Below are 19,995 nucleotides of genomic sequence, written 5' to 3' on the forward strand. Positions count from 1 at the left end.
AAATCAGCTAAATTATCCACAGCTGCTATCCTGATAGTAAAAATATAAACGGGAGAAGTTGGCGATGAGTGACGAAGATAAATTACCGCAACTGTTGGAACACATGGTACTGAACCTGCGCATGATCTACGCGCGCTCAACCCTGGTAGAAAAAGCCCTGGCCCACATCATTGCGGAAAATGCGACGCTGAAGAGTGACATCATCAAACAGTTGCAAATAGTCAACGCAGCCAACGACCGCGATAAAATCGATTTGGAAGAGGCGCGTACGCACCTGATAGACGTCCTCAACTCCGTGCCCACAAAAAAATAATCTCTGCCCCGGCCCGCGTGTAATGCGCGGGCCACGCCACAATAACGCACCTTCCAACACAACTCTTCGCGACAGCCCCAGTATGCTGTGATAACTATTGCTGTTCAAACCTAAACCGGAGCAAGCATGAAACTGTTTATCTACGATCATTGCCCATTCTGCGTTAAAGCCCGCATGATTTTCGGCCTGAAAAACCTGCCCGTCCGCCTCGTCACCTTGCTGAGTGATGATGAAGCCACGCCCATCAGCATGATTGGCAAGAAAATGGCGCCCATTCTGCAAAAAGATGATGGCAGCTACCTGCCGGAAAGCATGGATATCGTGCGCTATGTCGATAATCTCGACGGCCGGCCGCTGCTGACCGGCAAGACCAACCCGGCGATCGCCGACTGGTTGCAACGGGTCGGCGGTTACTCCGCAAAATTACTGTTGCCACGCATTGCCAACGCCGATTTCGAAGAGTTCGCCACTGACAGCGCGCGCCAATACTTTGCCCACAAAAAGCAGGCTTCGATAGGTGATTTCTCCGAACACCTGGCCAACAGCGCCGATCTCATTGCTGAGCTGGAAGCCGATCTCCAGGCGCTTTCCAGCCTGATCATCACCCCTGATGCGGTGAATGGCACGCTGTCGGAAGATGATATTCAGCTGTTTCCACTGCTGCGCTCTCTGTCGATTGTCGCCGGGGTCACGCTGCCGGAAAACGTGGAGGCCTACCGCAACCGTATGGCGCAACTCAGTGATATTCCACTGCTGCTCGATATGGAACAGTGAATCCTTTCGCAATAAGGATATAGCGCGCCTATGCTAAAAATGGTATTGGTCACCGCCCGCGACCGGGCGCGGCTGAAAGAGATTTCCTCGGTATTAATCCGCTACGGACTGCAGGATATCATTCGTCTGCTGGGCCTGGGCTCCCTGTTGAGCGGGGCCGAAAGTGGCGTTGCTCAACAAGACAATCAAACCCTGCCGGAACGTTTGCGCACCGCGCTGGAAGCGCTGGGCCCGACCTTTGTCAAATTCGGGCAAATTCTGGCTACCCGTTCGGACCTGCTTGACTCAAGTTGGACCGACGAACTTGATCGCTTGCACAGTCAGGCGTCTACCCTGCCATGGAGCGAGCTGGCAGCGCAAATCACGGTCGATCTGGGCAGCGATCCGCACAGCTTGTTTGCCGAGTTTGACAGCACGCCGCTGGCCGCCGCTTCGATGGCGCAAATTTACCGCGCACACCTGCATAGTGGTGAGGCGGTGGTAATCAAGGTACTGCGACCAAACCTTGCGAAAACCATTCACGCCGATTTGCGCCTGCTGACTTATCTGGCGGAAACCGTAGAACAGCAAAGCCCCGCGCTGGCCCGTTACCGCCCGCGCCAGATGGTGCGAGCGCTGGCGACCGCGCTCAATCACGAACTGGATCTGACCCACGAAGGCAATAACTGCGAACGCATTGCCGAATGCTTTACCCAACACCCTGAGGTAGCAATTCCAAAAATTTACTGGCAATGGTCGTCAAAACGCTTGCTGGTCCAGGAATTCTTACCCGGCACCGCGCCGGAGAACCCGCAACAGTTGGCAACTGCCGGTTTTGACGGCCCGTTGCTGGCCCAGCGCGGCGCACAAGCCTTTATGAAAATGGTGCTGGAGCATCGCCTTTACCACGCCGATCCTCACCCCGGCAACGTCATGGCGCTAGCGGGTAATCGCGTCGGCTTTATCGATTTCGGCATGGTGGGGCAACTTTCCGAACGGCGTCGCAACCAACTGTTACTTCTGTTGCAAGCCATCGCTGAACGCGAATCCGGCGGTATCGTCAATACCCTGATTGCCTGGTCGGACAGCGATCCGCTTGATCTGTTGGATCTGGAGTTGGCGGCGCAGAACTTCCTCGATAAGCAGGCTTCTTCCACCCTGACGTTAGGCAAGGCGCTGACAGATCTGCTGGTGATGGCACGTGAGCATCAGTTAGCGATGCCGCCGGACCTGGTGCTGCTGTTCAAGGCGCTGATCACCGCTGACGGCGTACTGCACCGGCTCGATCCCAACTTTGATATTATCGCCACGTTGAAACCCCTGCTTCAGCAGGTGATGTTGCAGCGTTACTCCCCTGACGCGGTACAGCGACGCATGCTGGCGCTGGGTGCAGAAGCGCTGGATGCCGGTGAAGAGATCCCGCAAACCCTGCGGCTGCTGATGCGCCGTTTGAAGCGCGGGCAAATCGGTGCCGACATCAACATCAAGAACATCGATCAATTGAGCAAGGCGCTGGAGCGAGCTGCTGTCACGTTGGCCATCGCCATTGTCACCGCAGCCTTCGCGCTGGGGCTGGCACCTTATCTGATGCACGCTTCGCCACGGCTTTGGGGCATTCCGCTGTTTCCCGCGTTGGGTGGGCTTGCCTGCCTGGGCGGCGTGCTGTTGCTGGCGCTGCGTCTGCGGCGCTGAGCAGTTTCAGCGTTATCCGATAGGTGATGCCCTCTTTCACGCGCACTATCATTCTGCTTGCCACCGTCAGCGATTTCCCTCGCAGGCGGTGGCCGTTTATAATGACAAATCAATTATCTGCAGCATGTTGTTGGCAGTAGCTACGAGGCACAAATGAAGAAGATTCTGATGGGCGCAGCCGCCCTGCTGTTCGCCGGCGTATTGGCCGGTTGTAATCAACTCACCCAATACACGCTCAGCGAGCAGGAAGTGAACGATTACCTGCAAAAGCACAACGATTATCAGAAGCAAATCGGCGTGCCGGGGCTGTTGGATGCCAATATTGTGCTGACCCAGTTAAAAAGCCAGATTGGCCGCAGTGAGCCGGGTAAGGTCACCCTTTCCGGCGATGCCAAGGTGAATATCAGCTCAATCCTCGGCCCGCAGACCGCGGACCTGAAACTGACGCTGAAGGCGCAGCCGGTCTATGACCGTGAACAAGGTGCAGTATTCCTGAAGGACATGGAGCTGACCGACTATAGCGTGCAGCCGGAAAAAATGCAGACGGTGATGAAGGCGCTGACCCCTTACCTGAATCAGTCGCTGAAATCCTACTTCGATCAAAAACCGGCCTACGTGCTGAACCCGGATAACAGCAAGACCGAAGCGCTGGCGAAGAAGCTGGCAAAAGGGCTGGAAGTGAAACCCGGTGAACTGGTTATTCCGTTCACTGACTAAGGCAAACCGCTAAAACTAAAAAACCCGCTGATAAGGCGGGTTTATTCGTTTTCAGGCAGGCGATAGCCTGAAAGCAGTGGCGTTACTGCGGTTCGCTGTAGGTGATTTCACCCGTATTGCAGTTAAGGGTAACGTTATAGGTTTTATCCTGTTTGGTGCCCCTTACCGTCAACGGGACCTGCCAGATCGCGTCCTTGCCGGTGATGGCTTCCGGGCTGATCCAGGCTATCGGGGTGGCTGTGCCCAGCAACTTTTTATCCGATGCCCAGCGCGTGATGCGGTTCTGCAGATAATCGCGTTTTACCTGAGCGGCGACGTCTGCAGGTTGCAGACCGATGCATTGCGCCACTTTGGCCGTGCGTTGTTCTTGTGCTTGTACCGCCGTCGTCAAACCTGCCATGGCCAACAGCGCTACGGCCAAACTCAGTCCCGTTCTTTTCATATGCCCTCCAGTTGTGATTGACACTATCCATGGGTATTTGCCCCCTGGCTCACAACAGGTCTGGCAAAGGATCAGCGTTTTACAAAGCTGATGACAAACAGCTCATCCAGCCCCGGATAGATTTCCTTGATCACCTGCTTCAGCTCGCTGAGCGACATATTTTCTTGTTTGGCATGCTGTTCGGTTAGCGCATCCAGGTGAACCGGTGTGACTGACAGCACTTCAATAAAACAGAAGAATACGTCGTCTTCATTACGGCTAACGCGCAATACCTCACCGGGCTGAAAGTGGGATTCACTGGCATCCCGGAGAGTTATGGTCTTGAGCCCGGCCAGAATGTCTTGCTCAAAGCGACTGAAGAAAGTTATTCCACGCGTCATTCTAGATCCTTTTTCATCACATTGCCGCAACATAAGTCATTATGCTGCCTGCTTTTCTGACGCAGATCCCTCTTTTGAGGTAGCGACGGATTTTTCCGTTTTCACTTTGGTCGGTTTCTTCGGTGCTTCCGCCGGCGCGGCGCCACGCAGAATCTGCCCCAGCACCTCTTTATGCTCCGCCAGGAAGAAGCTCAGCCCTTCACGTTGCTCGTCGTCCAGGTTCAGAGGCGCCTGCTGCAGCCATTCACCGAGACTGTCAGCCAGGTCCAGCATTTTGTCGTATGCATCGGCTTCTTTCTTGGTTGCGAAAGTCATCTTTTCCTCACCGTTTCTCACCACCACATATTTTACTTCGACCGCCATGTGTGCATTCCTCAAAGGTTAGAATACTGTATTTATATACAGTATACGGTGATTTTACGCAGGGATGCAAGCGCACCCCTGACGCGGATTATTTCAACAACCGCACCTTGCAGTTCTTGCCTTTGATTTTGCCCTGCTGAAGCTGTTGCAGCGCCTTGCGAGCACTGGCCTTGCGGATCGCCACATAGGCGTGTACCGGGAACATGTCGATTTTGCCCACTTCAGCGGCCGTCAACCCGGCGTCGCCGGTCAAAGCACCGAGAATGTCGCCAGGGCGAATTTTGGCTTTGCGCCCGCCGTCGATGCACAGGGTGACCATTTCGGCCTCCAGCGTGGTATTGGAAGCACCGCTCAGTTCAGACACTGGCGCCCAGTTGACCGCCTTGCGCTGGTACTCCTCGACCGCATGCGCACGCTCCATCTCCTGCGGCGTACACAGACTGATCGCCAGGCCGTTCAGGCCCGCGCGGCCAGTACGGCCAATACGGTGTACGTGTACTTCCGGATCAAACGCCAGCTCATAGTTGACTACCAGCTCCAGCTCTTTGATATCCAGCCCGCGAGCGGCAACGTCGGTCGCTACCAGCACCCGGCAACTGCGGTTGGCAAAACGCACCAGCACCTGATCGCGATCGCGCTGTTCCAGATCGCCGTGCAACGCCGATACGCTGATACCACGGGCTTCCAGCGCTTCATATACGCTCTGACAATCGCGTTTGGTATTGCAGAACACCACGCAGGAAGAAGGTTGGTAATGGCGGATGGCGGATACCAGCACCGCCGGACGCTGATCGCGGGTGGTTTCGTAGAAGCGTTGTTCAATGGAGGTTTGATCATCGCCATCGTCCACTTCCACATTCAAGGGTTCACGCTGCACGCGGGCGCTGATGCGCTCGATGCCGCTCGGGTAGGTCGCGGAGAACAACAGAGTCTGGCGCTGCGGCGGGGTGTAACTGATCACATCGTCGATGTCATCGGCAAAGCCCATGTCCAGCATGCGATCGGCTTCGTCCAGCACCAGCACTTTCAGTTCATCCAGCACCAGCGTTTTCTTGCGCAGATGCTCTTGAAGACGCCCCGGTGTGCCCACCACGATATGCGGCGCATGCACCAGCGAATCGAGCTGTGGCCCCATCGGTTGGCCGCCGCACAGGGTCAGAATTTTGATGTTCTGGGTAAAGCGCGCCAGCCGACGCAGCTCTTTGCTTACCTGGTCAGCCAGCTCGCGTGTCGGGCACAAGATCAACGCCTGTGCCGCCACCTGGGAAACATTGATTTTATCCAGCAGGCCGATACCGAACGCAGCCGTTTTACCGCTGCCGGTTTTTGCTTTGGCTCGTACGTCCTGCCCTTTCAGGATGGCGGGCAACGCGGCGGCCTGCACCGGCGTCATTTCGGCATACCCCAGTTCGTTGAGGTTGGCCAACTGTTCGGCTGGCAGCGGCAGGGAAGAAAAAGATACTGTGCTCACGGCGATAACTCTTATATGGCAAATGGAATGGCGGCGCGCCCACGGGCTGGCGCCGAATCAACCGCAGATGATAACAGAGATAGTAGGAATTACGGATTTCACGCATAAAAAAAGCCGACGGATGCATTTTTTTGGCAATAACATCGCCGGCCCCATCCCCCGCCTGCACGCGCAAACGTTTTCGTATATACTGCTCACCCGTTATCAGACCGCCTTAAATCCACAGATCCAGGTACGAGACTATGTTAACTATTGGAACCGCCCTGCGCCCGTCCGCCACTCGCGTTATGCTGCTCGGCGCAGGCGAGCTGGGTAAAGAAGTTGCCATCGAATGCCAGCGTTTAGGACTGGAAGTGATTGCCGTAGACCGCTATGCGGACGCACCTGCCATGCACGTGGCGCACCGCAGCCACGTCATCAATATGCTGGACGGCAACGCGCTGAAAGCCCTGATAGAACAGGAACGTCCCGATTACATCGTACCGGAGATCGAAGCCATCGCCACCAGCATGCTGGTTGAGTTGGAGCAACAAGGGCACCGCGTAGTGCCCTGTGCCGAAGCAACGCGCCTGACCATGAACCGCGAAGGCATCCGCCGCCTGGCCGCGGAAACCCTGGGCCTGCCAACCTCCAGTTACCGCTTCGCCGACGGTGAAGAAGCCTTCCGGCAGGCCGTCGCCGAAATTGGCTATCCGTGCATCATCAAACCGGTCATGAGTTCTTCCGGCAAAGGCCAGAGCCTGATCCGCAGCCCGGAACAGCTGAAAACCGCCTGGGATTACGCCCAACAGGGCGGCCGTGCCGGCGGCGGCCGAGTGATTGTCGAAGGTCTGGTGAAATTTGATTTTGAAATTACCCTGCTGACCATCAGCGCGATCGACGGTGTCCATTTCTGTGCGCCAATAGGCCACCGTCAAGAGGACGGTGATTACCGTGAGTCGTGGCAACCGCAACGGATGAGCGAACTGGCGCTGAACCGCGCGCAGGAGATCGCGCAAAACGTGGTGCAGGCATTGGGTGGATTTGGCCTGTTCGGCGTTGAATTGTTCGTCTGCGGCGATGAGGTGATCTTCAGCGAGGTGTCACCGCGCCCGCACGACACCGGCATGGTGACGCTGATCTCGCAGGATCTGTCCGAATTCGCCCTGCACGTTCGCGCCTTCCTTGGTCTGCCCATTGGCGCTATTCGCCAGTTCGGGCCTTCGGCCTCGGCGGTGATCCTGCCACAAATGACCAGCAGCGATCTGCGCTTCAGCGGTTTGGATCGCGCCTTGAGCGGCCACAATCAGTTGCGCCTGTTCGGCAAACCGGAAATTAACGGGCAACGTCGGATGGGCGTGGCGCTGGCAACGGCGGAAAATGTGGAAGAGGCGGTGGCGTTAGCCAAGCAGGCTGCCGCTGCGGTAGTGATTGAGGGATAACACGTTGGGGCCGGCTTGCCGGCCCCTGCAACATCAATAGTTTTCGTCTTCTTCCGAATCGTCGTCAGCCTGTTCGTCCGGCCTTTCCTGATAGTCTTCGTCGTCTTCGTCTTCATCATCAAACAGAACGGTAACCTGGTCGCCCTGGTGTTTTTCGCGGATTTCCTGCGCGACGCGCGCGATGGCTTCACCACTGCTCATGCCTTGTTCCATCAACAGATGGATACGGTCCGCAGCGTCCTGCTGCTCTTGGTGACTCAATGACGGCATACCTGCAAGCATGTGTTTCTCTCCGGCAAAATGGAGGGGGATTATACGCCTTAAACCGGCGGATCCCAACGCCTGTTATTCGGCAGCGGGCTGCGAGCAATGATCGCAGCCCCGCAACTGCTTCAGGCGATGCAACCACAACGTAACGTGCCAGAGCTGCTTGAGGCCGCGAGCGTTAGCCGCCATCGTTCGATCAATGCCACGCTGATAAAACTCACCGGTGATTTGGCACTGCGCCGCCAGCTCGGGCTCTCGCCGAATACTGTGGCAAATACCCAACGCCTCGCGGGCGATCTGCCAGTGGAAAGCCGGCCGAATAACCATTTTTCCGGCATAGCGTTGGTTAAGCACCACCAGCATTTCCACTATTTTCATATAGTGTCGCTGGTATTCCACGTTCGCCTTGCCGGTGCGGCGGCGATTGCTGATGGATTGATCGTGCACCCGTTGCCGGTACAACGCTTTGCTGAGGTACTTGACCCGCTGCGCATTAAACATCACCTCGGTAGTCCACGGAATATCCTGGTGATGTAAACCCGGTTCGAAATACAACTGATGCTGCTTAATAAAATCAAGACGATACACCGCCAACCAAACCACATGAATAAATTTTCTTGTTTTCAACGCCCGCTCTAGCCATTGCGCTCCGCTAATAACGCCGGTGTCGCCCAGTCGATTTTGCGGAATAATCGCTTGCAGTTCATTTTCTCGGGAAAAATAACGCTGACCGTTACACTGCATGACATCTAATTGTTCTTGCTCGGCCAAAGCCACTAACGTTGAATACATCTCAGGCACCAATAAATCATCCGCATCCGGAAACGCCACATATTTTCCCTGCGCAATGGCCAGGCCCGCATTGCGCGCGCAGGAAACGCCGGAATTAGGCTGATCGATCACGGTAATATGCGGGTATTGCCGCGCATAGCGGTGGGCGATAGCGCCAGAGCCATCGGTGGAGCCGTCATTAACGATGATCACCTCCAGCCGTCGCTCATCCTGAGCCAACAGCGACGCCATAAAAGGCTCAAACAGTGCTCCCGCGTTATGCAACGGGACAATGACACTCAACATTAAGGGCATAGGCAGCTCTTCGCAAAAAGTAACGAATAAATATTTCTATTTTCTAAAAAACAGTGCGCAGTTAAATGGGTCGACTCGAGGTTAAATAATCAAACCAGGCCCTCGAGTGCGTTTTTTCAACGACATTTATTTAATCTGCATTCCCCACAGATAGCAGGTAAAGGGGAACGCCACGACGGTGCGAGACATCAAAGTCTCGTATGTAACGTTGTTGGCAATAAAGCATATCGTCCCCACCATTTTTGATGACGCTCAGAAATAATAACAAGGTTAAAACAATAAATTGCTTTTCCTTCAATCAATGCCTGCAGATTAAAATTGATTTAACCTCGACCTGAATTTATTATTTTCTAACACATAAAATTATCGTTAATGGGGCAAAAAATGCTTCATTACAAAATCGTTTACTCACCGTTTATGTGAAGTGTGCTCTGGAACCCAACGCCAGAACATGCACCCGCCGGCCGAATATGGCAGAATAGCGGGCAGAAACAGCCGTTCCCGTCAGTCAGGTTTATTGAGGCCCATGAGCGCAACCGCACCGAATCTTAAGTCTTTGCCTTACACCCGTACCGCCCTGCTGGAGCATTTTACTCCGCTGGCACAGCAGCCGTGGGCGATGTTGCTGCACTCCGGGTTTGCCGAACACTCGCATAACCGTTTCGATATCCTGGTTGCAGATCCCTGCACAACGCTGACCACACGAGGGCAAATCACGGAGATCCGCCACTGCGAAGATTGCCGACAGTCGCGTGAAGATCCCTTCAGCCTGTTACAGCAACAGTTGGATCGTCAACAATGGCACCCTGCGGCAGATCCCAACCTGCCCTTTCAGGGCGGCGCGCTCGGGCTGTTCGGTTACGATTTGGGACGCCGAGTGGAAAAGCTGCCGCAATGGGCGCAGGCGGATATCGCGCTGCCGGATATGGCGATCGGCATTTATGACTGGGCGCTGATTGCCGATCACCACCGGCAGACGTTGACGTTACTCAGTTACGGCGACACGGAACAGCGCTTGCGGTGGCTTAACGGACAACGCTCGGAACCGCAGCAGGCATTTACCTTGACCAGCCGCTGGCAGACCAATATGACGCGCCAACAGTACGGCGAAAAGTTCCAGCGCATCCAGCATTACCTGCGTAGCGGTGATTGCTATCAAATTAATCTGGCGCAGCGCTTTTCCGCAAATTATCAGGGCGATGAATGGCAAGCCTTTCAACAATTGAACGCCAGCAACCGCGCGCCCTTTTCCGCCTTTTTGCGCCTGCCGGACAACGCTGTACTGAGTGTTTCGCCCGAGCGTTTTCTGTGGCTGGAGAACCGGCATATTCAAACCCGTCCGATCAAAGGCACCTTGCCGAGGCTGGCCGATGCCGATCAGGATGCGCAACAGGCGCATCGATTGGCGAATTCAGCGAAAGACCGTGCGGAAAACCTGATGATTGTCGACCTACTGCGTAATGATATCGGCCGTGTCGCCGAACCGGGCAGCGTGCGCGTCCCCGAATTGTTCGTGGTCGAACCCTTCCCCGCAGTCCATCATTTGGTCAGCACCATCACCGCCATCCTGCCGGAACGCACCGCAGCAACCGAACTGCTGCGCGCTTGCTTCCCGGGTGGCTCCATTACCGGCGCGCCAAAAGTGCGGGCGATGGAAATCATTGAGGAACTGGAGCCGCAGCGGCGCAATGCCTACTGCGGCAGCATCGGTTATATCAGCGCCTGCGGCACCATGGACACCAATATCACCATCCGCACGTTAATCACCGAAAACGGTCGCATTTACTGTTCAGCGGGCGGCGGCATCGTAGCCGACAGCCAAGAGCAGGCGGAATATCAGGAAACCTTTGATAAGGTCGACCGTATCTTGCCGCAATTGGGAGAGGTTACCCCGTCGTGAGCCAACCGATTTACCCGACCTCGCTTACCGCTTTTATCAGCCGCTTCCAACTGCAGTTGCCGCAGGCGTCGCAGATTTCGCACAATACCCGCCCGGCGGCGGTGCTGATCCCTATTATCTGCCGCCCCGAGCCCACGCTGCTGCTCACCCGCCGCGCCGACTCGCTGCGTAAACATGCCGGCCAAGTGGCGTTTCCAGGCGGTAAAACCGATGCCGAAGATGGCTCGGCGATTATCACCGCACTGCGTGAAGCGCAGGAAGAAGTGGCGATCCCGCCCCAATCGGTGACTGTGCTTGGCCAACTGGCGCCGCTTGACAGTAGCACCGGGTTCCAGGTCACGCCGGTGGTCGGCTTGATCTCGCCCGATGTGCAATTCAGCGCCAACGAAGACGAAGTGGCCGACGTTTTTGAGATGCCGCTGCATGAAGCGCTGACGCTGTCGCGCTATTATCCGCTGGATATCCACCGCGCAGGCCACTCGCACCGCATTTATCTTTCCTGGTATCAGAGTCAGTTTGTTTGGGGATTGACCGCCGCCATCATTCGCCGGCTGGCGCAGCAGGTCAGTATTTAACGCCAGATACGTGACACGGATCACAAGCCAAACGGTTACCTGCACAACAGGCGCGGGTAAAGCGATCGGCATCACTTCATTCATCTGCTTTTTCAACTACATTTCTGGCCATGAGAGTTTTAAAAAAACTGTAAACCCTCTCTTCAACCTTACGAAATACCTGTAAAATACTGCCGTCCGGAATAAACCACTATCAATATAGGGATTAAGCCGGCAGCGTCCCGCAACGGAAGCTGGCGCGATTGTCATTAACTGAGTTTGGGCAACGGAAGGTTCCACGGCTGACCGACTGCCAGAGACAATCAATAAGTGAGCTAACACCACGGATTATTTTATTTCATGCGAAAAAGGCAACCGAACCCGTACGGGCCTTTTACAATATCGCTGTTCCCTGCGCGGTTTTTAACCGATGCAGCCATAACAACATGCCTCTAAGGAGTTTTAGCGTGATTAGCGTTTTCGACATGTTTAAGATCGGCATCGGCCCGTCCAGCTCTCATACGGTTGGACCGATGAAAGCCGGCAAACAGTTTGTCGACGATCTGGTAAGTAAAGGCCTGATGCCTTCTATCACGCGTGTAGCTGTAGATGTTTACGGCTCACTCTCATTGACCGGTAAAGGTCACCATACCGATATCGCTATCATCCTCGGCCTGGCGGGCAATATGCCGGATACCGTTGATATCGATAGCATTCCGAGTTTTATTCGCGATGTAGAACAACGTCAACGCCTGATGCTGGCCAGCGGCCTGCATGAAGTCGATTTCCCGCGCGACGGCGGCATGGTTTTCCGCAGCGACAACCTGCCGCTGCACGAAAACGGCATGCAGGTTCATGCCTTCGCCGGCGATAAAGAAGTTTACAGCAAGACCTACTACTCCATCGGCGGCGGTTTTATCGTCGATGAAGAGAACTTCGGCAAAGCCGACGAACATGAGCTGACCGTTCCTTATCCGTTCAATTTTGCTCGTGAAATGCTCGATCACTGCCGCGAAACCGGGCTGTCTTTATCTGGCATGGTGATGCAGAACGAACTGGCGCTGCACAGCAAGCAGGAAATCGAAACCTACTTCGGCAACATCTGGCAGACCATGCGCGCCTGTATCGATCGCGGTTTGAACACCGAGGGCGTGCTGCCTGGGCCGCTGCGGGTGCCGCGTCGCGCTTCCGCGCTGCGCCGCTTGCTGGTTTCCTCCGATAAGCTGTCCAGCGACCCGATGAACGTTATTGACTGGGTCAATATGTTCGCGTTGGCGGTTAACGAAGAAAACGCCGCCGGCGGCCGTGTAGTCACCGCGCCAACCAACGGCGCTTGCGGCATCGTTCCTGCGGTACTGGCCTACTATGACCACTTTATCGAATCCGTCAGCCCGGACATTTACATCCGCTACTTTATGGCTGCGGGTGCCGTCGGCGCACTCTACAAAATGAACGCTTCCATCTCTGGCGCCGAAGTAGGCTGCCAAGGGGAAGTAGGCGTCGCCTGCTCTATGGCGGCGGCAGGCCTGGCTGAATTGCTGGGTGGCAGCCCGGAACAGGTTTGCATCGCGGCGGAAATCGGCATGGAACACAATCTGGGTCTGACCTGTGATCCGGTTGCCGGGCAGGTTCAGGTACCTTGTATCGAGCGTAATGCGATTGCGTCCGTGAAGGCGATCAACTCGGCGCGCATGGCGTTGCGCCGCACCAGTGAGCCACGAGTTTCTCTGGATAAGGTGATCGAGACCATGTACGAAACCGGTAAAGACATGAACGCCAAATACCGCGAAACCTCGCGCGGCGGCCTGGCAATAAAAGTGCAGTGCGATTGACCCCACACCCCGCCTTCACGGCGGGGTTTTTCTTTGTATAAAATCTTGATAATCAACTCCCTACTCACCATACGTGACGCTGTCACTCAAAAAAACCTTTACAATATCGCGCCGATCCACCGGTTAACCTGCAATTTAGCCCTTTGTTTCGCCAAATTTAAATAATTTACTGGGTTACCATCACTCTTGTATAACGACAGGCTAGAATTAGCCGAGTATCATCCCATGGCAGTTTGGCCTGACGAGGATTCTGGGCTAGCTTACCGAACAAGGATTTACCGATGTTGATGACCCAACTTGCCGTGACTAAATACCGCTATTACCGTTGGCTTCTGGCCGGGGCGGTTGGGTTGGCTATTCTGCTGCTCTCGCTGTACACCCGCTACTATCAGGAACTCGGCACCATTGAGCAAAGCCAGCGGGTGCTTGCCACCCGTACCGTCACCAAGATCAATAACCTGCTGGCGCCTGCGGAGCTCCAGGCCGGACGCTCCATGTCGTTGCTGGACCAACCCTGCCAGACCGCAATGCCGACGCTGCGCTTTCGCGCTGCGCAAAATCAGGCGCTACGGGCCATGCTGTTGGTCAAAGACGGGGTTATTTACTGTTCCAGCCTGTTCGGCGTGCGTAACTATGTTTTCAGCGCCATTTTGCCTACCCTGGCAGACGGTAGCGCGAAGTTAACCCTGCGCCCTTCTCTTTCGGTCGCCAAAGGGGTGCCAACGCTGATCATGTGGACGCCGGGAACGGCCGACAACAATCTCAACGGCGTGCTGCATGTTTTCAATATTGAGCTGTTGGCCAATTTCCTGCTGGAACCGCAAGAACCCTATGCACAACGGGTAGTGCTGAACGTCGGTGACAACAGCCTGGAATACGGGCGACGAGAGATCCTGCGCAGCGATTCCCTGACTACCGGCCTTCTCTATACCGCAAAATCAGCGCAATACCCTTTCTCCATCTCGCTGTTTGGCCCGCAGGCAAGCCGGCTCGCCCTGGCTGCGCTGCCGCGCCATATTCCGCTGGCATTGCTTATCAGCCTGCTGGCAGCCTATGTCGTGTACCTGCTCACAGCCAACCGCATGAGCCTGTCCTACCATATTGGCCATGCCATTACCCACCGCGAATTCCGCGTTTACTGTCAGCCGATCATCAACGCCGAAACAGGCCGCTGCATCGGAGTGGAAACCCTGCTGCGCTGGAAAAACAAACGCCAGGGGTGGATCTCGCCGGACGTATTTATTCCCCTCGCGGAGCAACATGGGCTGATCATCGCCCTGACCCGCTACCTGATGGGCACCGTGGTGGAAAATCTGCCGTTGTTCCCGCCACGTCCGTCGTTTTATATCAGCATTAACGTCGCCGCAGAGCATTTCAACGCGGTCACTCTTATCGACGACATTCGGCGTATCTGGCTGCCGGCCCAGCCGATGCCCTCGTTGATGCTGGAGCTCACCGAACGCACCGCACTGTCTGAAATTCAGTATGAACAAATCAAGACATTGAAAGAAATGGGGATCATGCTGGCCATCGATGATTTCGGCACCGGGCACAGTTCACTCAGCTACCTGAAAAAGCTCAGCCCTGACGTATTGAAAATCGATCGCGGTTTTACCGCCGCCATAGGTACCGATGCGATCAACGCCACCGTCACCGATACCATCATTACTCTGGCGCACAAGTTGAAGCTAAAGCTGGTGGCGGAAGGCGTGGAAACCGCTGAACAGGCGGATTACCTGCGCTCACGCGACGTGAACGCGCTGCAAGGTTTCTATTTCGCCAAGCCGATGCCAATCAACGTATTTCCGCTGTGGTTACAGCAGTATGAATCGCGGTTGCGAGCGGTGAGTGCCCGTGAGGAGCGGCAGAAAGAAAAGGAAAGCAAGCCGGAGGCGTGATTGCCCCCGGCTCGTCATGTTACTGCTGTTCCTCGTCGTGAGGCGTCACTTTACTGATACGTACCAGCTCGATGCGATACTCCGACACGTCAATAACTTCGAAACGCAGCTGGTTTAGCTCCACCACATCCCCCGCAGCCGGCATCTGGCCGTAATGAGAGAGCAGGAAACCCGCCAGTGTGGCGTAATCCGCCGTCGGGCTGACCAAATCTTCGCAGTTCAGCGCCTGCTCCAGCGAGTGCAAGTCGGTGCCGCCCTTCGCCAGCCAGCTTTCGTCTTCCACCACGATATCCGGCGTCTCATCTTCGTCCGGGAATTCGCCGGCGATGGCCTCCAGCACGTCCAGCGGCGTTACCAGCCCCTGCACCACGCCAAACTCATTGGTCACCACCACCAGACGCCCCTTGGCGCGACGCAATACCGCCAGCAGATTAATCACGTCCATGGTTTCCGGCACCACTATCGGCGGCGTGCGTGCGGCAAACTCGGCGATATCATCACCCTGTTCCACGGCAACCAGCAGATCCTTGGCGCGCACCACGCCGATAATCTCATCCAGCGAGTCACGGCAAACCGGGAACAGGCTATGCGGCGTATCCAGCAATTGCTCGCGTACCTCTTCACGTGAGCGATCGCAATCCACCCACGAAATTTCGGTGCGCGGTGTCATGACGCTGCGCAATGAACGCGAAGCCAGCGTTAGCACGCCGCTGATCATATAGCGCTCTTCAGCGGCAAAAGTCTCGTTCACCGGCTGCGGTACGGCTTCGTCCGTTTGCTGTGCACGCTGTTGACCCATCAGACGCATAATCGCCTCTGCGGTACGCTCGCGCATCGGGCGGTGCGCCTGGTGTTTGATAAAGTTACGGCGGGCAATCTGGTTAAACAGCTCGATCAGGATCGAGAAGCCAATCGCTGCGTACAGGTAACCTTTAGGAATATGCATGCCAAAACCTTCGGCGATCAGGCTCAGGCCGATCATCAGCAAGAAGCTCAGGCACAGCACCACTATGGTCGGATGGGCATTCACGAAGTTGGTCAGCGGTTTTGACGCCACCAGCATCACCACCATGGCGATCACCACCGCAGTCATCATTACCGGCAGGTCGTTCACCATCCCCACGGCGGTAATCACCGCATCAAGCGAGAACACGGCGTCAAGGATCACAATCTGCACCACCACCGCCCAGAACTTGGCGTAGCCACGGTTGGCGCCATCCTGGTGCGTCTGCCCTTCCAGCCGTTCATGCAGTTCCATAGTGGCTTTGAACAACAGGAAGACACCGCCGAACAGCAGGATCAGATCACGACCGGAGAAGCTGAAATCCGCCACGCTAAACAGCGGCGTAGTCAGCGTAACCATCCAGGAAATGACCGACAACAGGCCCAGACGCATAAACAGCGCCAGCGACAGACCGAGTATGCGCGCTTTATCGCGCTGCTTCGGCGGCAGCTTATCAGCCAGAATGGCGATAAACACCAGGTTGTCGATGCCCAGTACAATTTCCAATACCACCAGTGTAAGTAACCCAGCCCAGATCGAGGGGTCCATTAAAAATTCCATATCAGACTCCGGAAAAAAGACAGGATTGCCGAGCGGGGCTCAGGCGTGACGATGCTGACGCAGAGGGCGCGCAGAGAACAACAGCAAGATAACGGGATTGCAGTACCGGGGGATGGCCGAACGGCCGTGTGACTTGTGTTACGCCAGCAGGTGGCGGGTGGAACCTTGAAAAACAGTAACTTCGGTGACAGTCCATAGGGTGGGCTGAGGCCCTTCACTCCTAAATATGAAAGAGCAAATACTCTAGCAGGAATTTTTTTTACGGCAAAGAAGCTTTTTTACCTTCAGCATCGTCTTGTAACAGGTCTGTTGTTTAATTCTGCAAACGCCGGATTAAGCGTTATCTGAGCGCTCAATAACAGAGCAATGTCACAAAATTTATTTTTTCACTCACTAAAATAAATGACGCCAATGTGAATTAACGCGCACAGGCTTTTGAAACTGCGCGAGAAATGTTAAGCCCGCGTTTCTGATTTTCTACCATAATGTATCTGAACCTGTATCTGAACCACGGAAGTGACTGCCAGATAAGGAAATCAAGAACGACACAATCCGTGCATATACCCTATAGCTTTCACGTTGCAGCCAACAACGCTGCGGCTTGAAAGATGACGGGTATGAAGTTTAATGAGGAGGTAGCGAGTGGCAATAGCTATTATCATCGGCACACACGGGACCGCAGCGGAACAATTGCTGAAGACGGCGGAAATGCTATTAGGCGAGCAAGATAACGTCGCTTTTATAGACTTCGTCCCCGGTGAAAACGCCGAAACGTTAATCGAGAAATATAACGTGAAAATCAGCGAGCTAGACACCAGCGGTGGTGTCTTGTTTCTGGTGGACACCTGGGGCGGCAGCCCATTCAACGCGGCCAGCCGCATTGCCGTCGATAAAGAAAACTATGAGGTCGTCACCGGGGTTAACATTCCCATGCTGGTGGAAACGTTCATGGCGCGGGACGATAACCCAGGCTTCGACGAATTGGTCGCACTGGCGTTGGAAACCGGCCGTGAAGGCGTAAAAGCGCTGAAAAAACCGCAAGAAGAGAGTGTTAAGCCCGCGGCACCACAGAGTTCCCCCGCCGCCAAACCCGCCGCACCGCAGGCACCGCTTGGCCCCAATGACCGTATGAAGATCGGCCTGGCACGTATCGATGACCGCTTGATTCACGGCCAGGTAGCCACCCGTTGGACCAAGGAAACCAACGTCAGCCGCATCATTGTCATCAGCGATGAAGTCGCCGCCGATCACGTCCGTAAAACCTTACTGACCCAAGTGGCCCCGCCGGGCGTTACCGCGCACGTGGTCGACGTGGCGAAAGCCATCCGCGTATGGAACAACCCGAAATACGCCGGTGACCGCGTCATGCTGCTGTTCACCAATCCGACCGACGTTTGGCGCCTGGTCGAGGCCGGCGTGGAGATCAAATCGGTGAATATCGGCGGCATGGCGTTCCGCCAGGGGAAAACTCAGGTCAACAACGCCGTGTCGGTCGACGAAAAAGATATCGAAGCATTCAAGAAATTAAACGATCGCGGTATTGAACTGGAAGTTCGTAAGGTCTCGTCCGACAGCCGGTTAAAAATGATGGACCTGATTAACAAACTCAATTAATGGCGCAAGCCAATAATTATTTTACTCAGAGCTCTTTGGTCATAGGAGAAGTGCAATGGAGATCACCACTCTTCAGATTGTGCTGATATTTATCGTTGCCTGTATCGCCGGGATGGGATCCGTCCTCGACGAATTCCAGTTCCACCGTCCGCTGGTCGCCTGTACCCTGATCGGCTTTATTCTCGGTGATATGAAAACCGGCATCATCATCGGCGGTACGCTGGAGATGATCGCCCTGGGCTGGATGAATATCGGTGCTGCGGTCGCGCCAGATGCGGCGTTGGCTTCCATCATTTCCACCATTCTGGTTATTGCCGGCGGCCAGAGCGTCGGTGCCGGTATCGCGCTGGCCATACCGCTGGCGGCGGCCGGGCAAGTGCTGACCATCATCGTGCGTACACTGACCGTGGCCTTCCAGCACGCGGCAGACAGCGCAGCGGAACGCGGCAGTTTACGCGCCATCACCTGGATCCACATCTCCGCCCTGCTGCTGCAGGCGATGCGTATCGCTATCCCGGCGGTTATCGTGGCCATCTCGGTGGGCACCGCAGGCGTTCACGCACTGCTTAACTCGATCCCTGAAGTCGTCACCAGCGGCCTGAACATCGCCGGCGGGATGATTGTGGTGGTCGGTTACGCCATGGTGATCAACATGATGCGCGCCGGTTACCTGATGCCCTTCTTCTACCTCGGTTTCGTTACCGCCGCCTTCACCAACTTTAACCTGGTGGCGCTCGGCGTCATCGGCGTGGTGATGGCCGTGCTTTATATCCAGCTCAGCCCGAAATACAACAAGTCTCAGGTTGTACAGGCGGGTCCGGCTAATGCCAACGATCTCGATAACGAACTCGATTAGGAATAGGTGAGAGACATGGTTGATACAACAGCTCAAAAGAAACTCACGCCGGCCGATATTCGCGGTGTGTTCCTGCGCTCGAACCTGTTCCAGGGCTCATGGAACTTCGAACGCATGCAGGCGCTGGGTTTTTGCTTCTCTATGGTGCCGGTAATCCGTCGCCTGTACCCGGAAAATAACGACGACCGCAAACAAGCAATCAAGCGCCACCTGGAATTCTTCAACACCCACCCTTACGTGGCGGCACCGGTGCTTGGCGTTACCATGGCGATGGAAGAACAACGCGCCAACGGCGCACCGATCGACGATGCGGCCATCAACGGCATCAAGGTCGGTTTGATGGGGCCGCTGGCCGGCGTGGGCGACCCGATCTTCTGGGGCACCGTACGGCCGGTATTCGCCGCGCTCGGCGCCGGTATTGCCATGAGCGGCAGCCTGCTTGGCCCTATTTTGTTCTTTGTCTTGTTCAACCTGGTGCGCCTGCTGACCCGCTATTACGGCGTGGCCTACGGTTACCGTAAAGGGGTGGATATCGTTAATGACATGGGCGGCGGCTTCCTGCAAAAACTGACGGAAGGAGCGTCCATTCTTGGCCTGTTTGTGATGGGAGCATTGGTTAACAAGTGGACGCACGTGAATATCCCGCTGGTGGTGTCGAAGATCACCGATCAGACCGGGCATACCACGGTGACCACGGTGCAAACCATTCTCGATCAGTTGATGCCGGGTCTGGTGCCACTGCTGCTGACCTTCGGCTGTATGTGGCTGTTGCGCAGAAAAGTGAATGCGCTGTGGATTATCATCGGCTTCTTCGCCATCGGTATCTTCGGTTACTGGATTGGCCTGCTGGGCCTGTAAAGTTCGTCACAGCC

The 19,995-nt window shown here is 55.5% G+C and carries 19 protein-coding genes; 12 read left to right on the forward strand and 7 right to left on the reverse strand.

The window, feature by feature from the left end:
* The first annotated feature begins 64 nt into the window (after nucleotides 1-64).
* From JEM67_RS16280 to JEM67_RS16295, 4 genes are all read left to right on the forward strand, one after another.
* Nucleotides 65-313, forward strand: a complete 249-nt coding sequence (locus JEM67_RS16280; RefSeq protein ID WP_199634920.1) for a hypothetical protein — start codon at nucleotides 65-67, stop codon at nucleotides 311-313.
* Between the two features lie 126 nt (nucleotides 314-439).
* Nucleotides 440-1,087, forward strand: a complete 648-nt coding sequence (gene grxB, locus JEM67_RS16285) for a glutaredoxin 2 (RefSeq protein ID WP_013813349.1) — start codon at nucleotides 440-442, stop codon at nucleotides 1,085-1,087.
* Nucleotides 1,088-1,117: 30 nt separating this feature from the next.
* Nucleotides 1,118-2,758 (forward strand): ABC1 kinase family protein, encoded by a 1,641-nt coding sequence (locus JEM67_RS16290; RefSeq protein WP_199634919.1) that lies wholly within the window; start codon nucleotides 1,118-1,120, stop codon nucleotides 2,756-2,758.
* A gap of 153 nt (nucleotides 2,759-2,911) precedes the next feature.
* Nucleotides 2,912-3,475, forward strand: coding sequence for a lipoprotein (locus JEM67_RS16295; protein ID WP_004945593.1), 564 nt, complete (start codon nucleotides 2,912-2,914; stop codon nucleotides 3,473-3,475).
* An 82-nt stretch (nucleotides 3,476-3,557) separates the two neighbouring features.
* On the opposite strand, the gene yebF is transcribed toward JEM67_RS16295, so the two are convergent.
* The 4 genes from yebF to dbpA all read right to left on the reverse strand — a co-directional run bounded on the left by yebF (nucleotide 3,558) and on the right by dbpA (nucleotide 6,131).
* Nucleotides 3,558-3,917 (reverse strand): protein YebF, encoded by a 360-nt coding sequence (gene yebF / locus JEM67_RS16300; protein ID WP_199634918.1) that lies wholly within the window; start codon nucleotides 3,915-3,917, stop codon nucleotides 3,558-3,560.
* 71 nt (nucleotides 3,918-3,988) lie between these two features.
* A complete protein-coding gene (yqfB, locus tag JEM67_RS16305; protein WP_013813352.1) occupies nucleotides 3,989-4,297 on the reverse strand; it encodes a N(4)-acetylcytidine aminohydrolase in 309 nt (102 codons plus the stop codon).
* 39 nt (nucleotides 4,298-4,336) lie between these two features.
* On the reverse strand, nucleotides 4,337-4,660 hold the full coding sequence (locus JEM67_RS16310) for a YebG family protein (protein ID WP_013813353.1): 324 nt from the start codon (nucleotides 4,658-4,660) through the stop codon (nucleotides 4,337-4,339).
* Nucleotides 4,661-4,748: 88 nt separating this feature from the next.
* Nucleotides 4,749-6,131 (reverse strand): ATP-dependent RNA helicase DbpA, encoded by a 1,383-nt coding sequence (gene dbpA / locus JEM67_RS16315; RefSeq protein ID WP_013813354.1) that lies wholly within the window; start codon nucleotides 6,129-6,131, stop codon nucleotides 4,749-4,751.
* A 242-nt stretch (nucleotides 6,132-6,373) separates the two neighbouring features.
* Here dbpA and purT point away from each other — a divergent pair, with 242 nt between their 5' ends.
* Complete coding sequence (gene purT / locus JEM67_RS16320; RefSeq protein ID WP_199634917.1) at nucleotides 6,374-7,552, forward strand: formate-dependent phosphoribosylglycinamide formyltransferase; 1,179 nt, start codon at nucleotides 6,374-6,376, stop codon at nucleotides 7,550-7,552.
* Between the two features lie 33 nt (nucleotides 7,553-7,585).
* Here purT and JEM67_RS16325 read toward each other — a convergent pair whose 3' ends face one another.
* Both JEM67_RS16325 and JEM67_RS16330 read right to left on the reverse strand, forming a co-directional pair.
* A complete protein-coding gene (locus JEM67_RS16325; RefSeq protein ID WP_013813356.1) occupies nucleotides 7,586-7,834 on the reverse strand; it encodes a YoaH family protein in 249 nt (82 codons plus the stop codon).
* 63 nt (nucleotides 7,835-7,897) lie between these two features.
* Nucleotides 7,898-8,905 carry a glycosyltransferase gene (locus tag JEM67_RS16330; protein ID WP_199634916.1) on the reverse strand — a complete coding sequence of 336 codons (1,008 nt, stop codon included), beginning with the start codon at nucleotides 8,903-8,905 and terminating at the stop codon, nucleotides 7,898-7,900.
* Nucleotides 8,906-9,431: 526 nt separating this feature from the next.
* Here JEM67_RS16330 and pabB point away from each other — a divergent pair.
* From pabB to JEM67_RS16350, 4 genes are all read left to right on the forward strand, one after another.
* Nucleotides 9,432-10,805, forward strand: a complete 1,374-nt coding sequence (gene pabB, locus JEM67_RS16335; protein ID WP_199634915.1) for an aminodeoxychorismate synthase component 1 — start codon at nucleotides 9,432-9,434, stop codon at nucleotides 10,803-10,805.
* Nucleotides 10,802-11,380, forward strand: coding sequence for a CoA pyrophosphatase (locus tag JEM67_RS16340; RefSeq protein ID WP_013813360.1), 579 nt, complete (start codon nucleotides 10,802-10,804; stop codon nucleotides 11,378-11,380). The genes pabB and JEM67_RS16340 overlap by 4 nt, the downstream gene beginning before the upstream one ends.
* A 446-nt stretch (nucleotides 11,381-11,826) precedes the next feature.
* The gene (sdaA, locus tag JEM67_RS16345; protein WP_013813361.1) at nucleotides 11,827-13,191 is read left to right on the forward strand and encodes an L-serine ammonia-lyase; all 1,365 of its coding nucleotides are present in this window, start codon (nucleotides 11,827-11,829) and stop codon (nucleotides 13,189-13,191) included.
* A 281-nt stretch (nucleotides 13,192-13,472) separates the two neighbouring features.
* Complete coding sequence (locus JEM67_RS16350) at nucleotides 13,473-15,089, forward strand: EAL domain-containing protein (RefSeq protein WP_199634914.1); 1,617 nt, start codon at nucleotides 13,473-13,475, stop codon at nucleotides 15,087-15,089.
* A gap of 19 nt (nucleotides 15,090-15,108) precedes the next feature.
* On the opposite strand, the gene JEM67_RS16355 is transcribed toward JEM67_RS16350, so the two are convergent.
* Entirely contained in the window at nucleotides 15,109-16,653 is a 1,545-nt protein-coding gene (locus JEM67_RS16355; RefSeq protein ID WP_013813363.1) for a TerC family protein, read from the reverse strand.
* Between the two features lie 642 nt (nucleotides 16,654-17,295).
* Between JEM67_RS16355 and manX the strand changes: the two genes are divergently transcribed.
* The 3 genes from manX to JEM67_RS16370 are packed head-to-tail and all read left to right on the forward strand — an operon-like array spanning nucleotide 17,296 to nucleotide 19,981.
* Nucleotides 17,296-18,267: a PTS mannose transporter subunit IIAB gene (manX, locus tag JEM67_RS16360; protein ID WP_199634913.1), complete on the forward strand. Its 972-nt coding sequence runs from the start codon at nucleotides 17,296-17,298 to the stop codon at nucleotides 18,265-18,267.
* Between the two features lie 55 nt (nucleotides 18,268-18,322).
* Entirely contained in the window at nucleotides 18,323-19,123 is an 801-nt protein-coding gene (locus JEM67_RS16365; protein WP_004945641.1) for a PTS mannose/fructose/sorbose transporter subunit IIC, read from the forward strand.
* A 15-nt stretch (nucleotides 19,124-19,138) separates the two neighbouring features.
* Nucleotides 19,139-19,981 carry a PTS mannose transporter subunit IID gene (locus tag JEM67_RS16370; RefSeq protein ID WP_004945644.1) on the forward strand — a complete coding sequence of 281 codons (843 nt, stop codon included), beginning with the start codon at nucleotides 19,139-19,141 and terminating at the stop codon, nucleotides 19,979-19,981.
* Nucleotides 19,982-19,995 lie beyond the last annotated feature (14 nt).

The organism is Serratia sp. PAMC26656, from assembly GCF_016469055.2.
Lineage (GTDB): Bacteria > Pseudomonadota > Gammaproteobacteria > Enterobacterales > Enterobacteriaceae > Serratia > Serratia plymuthica.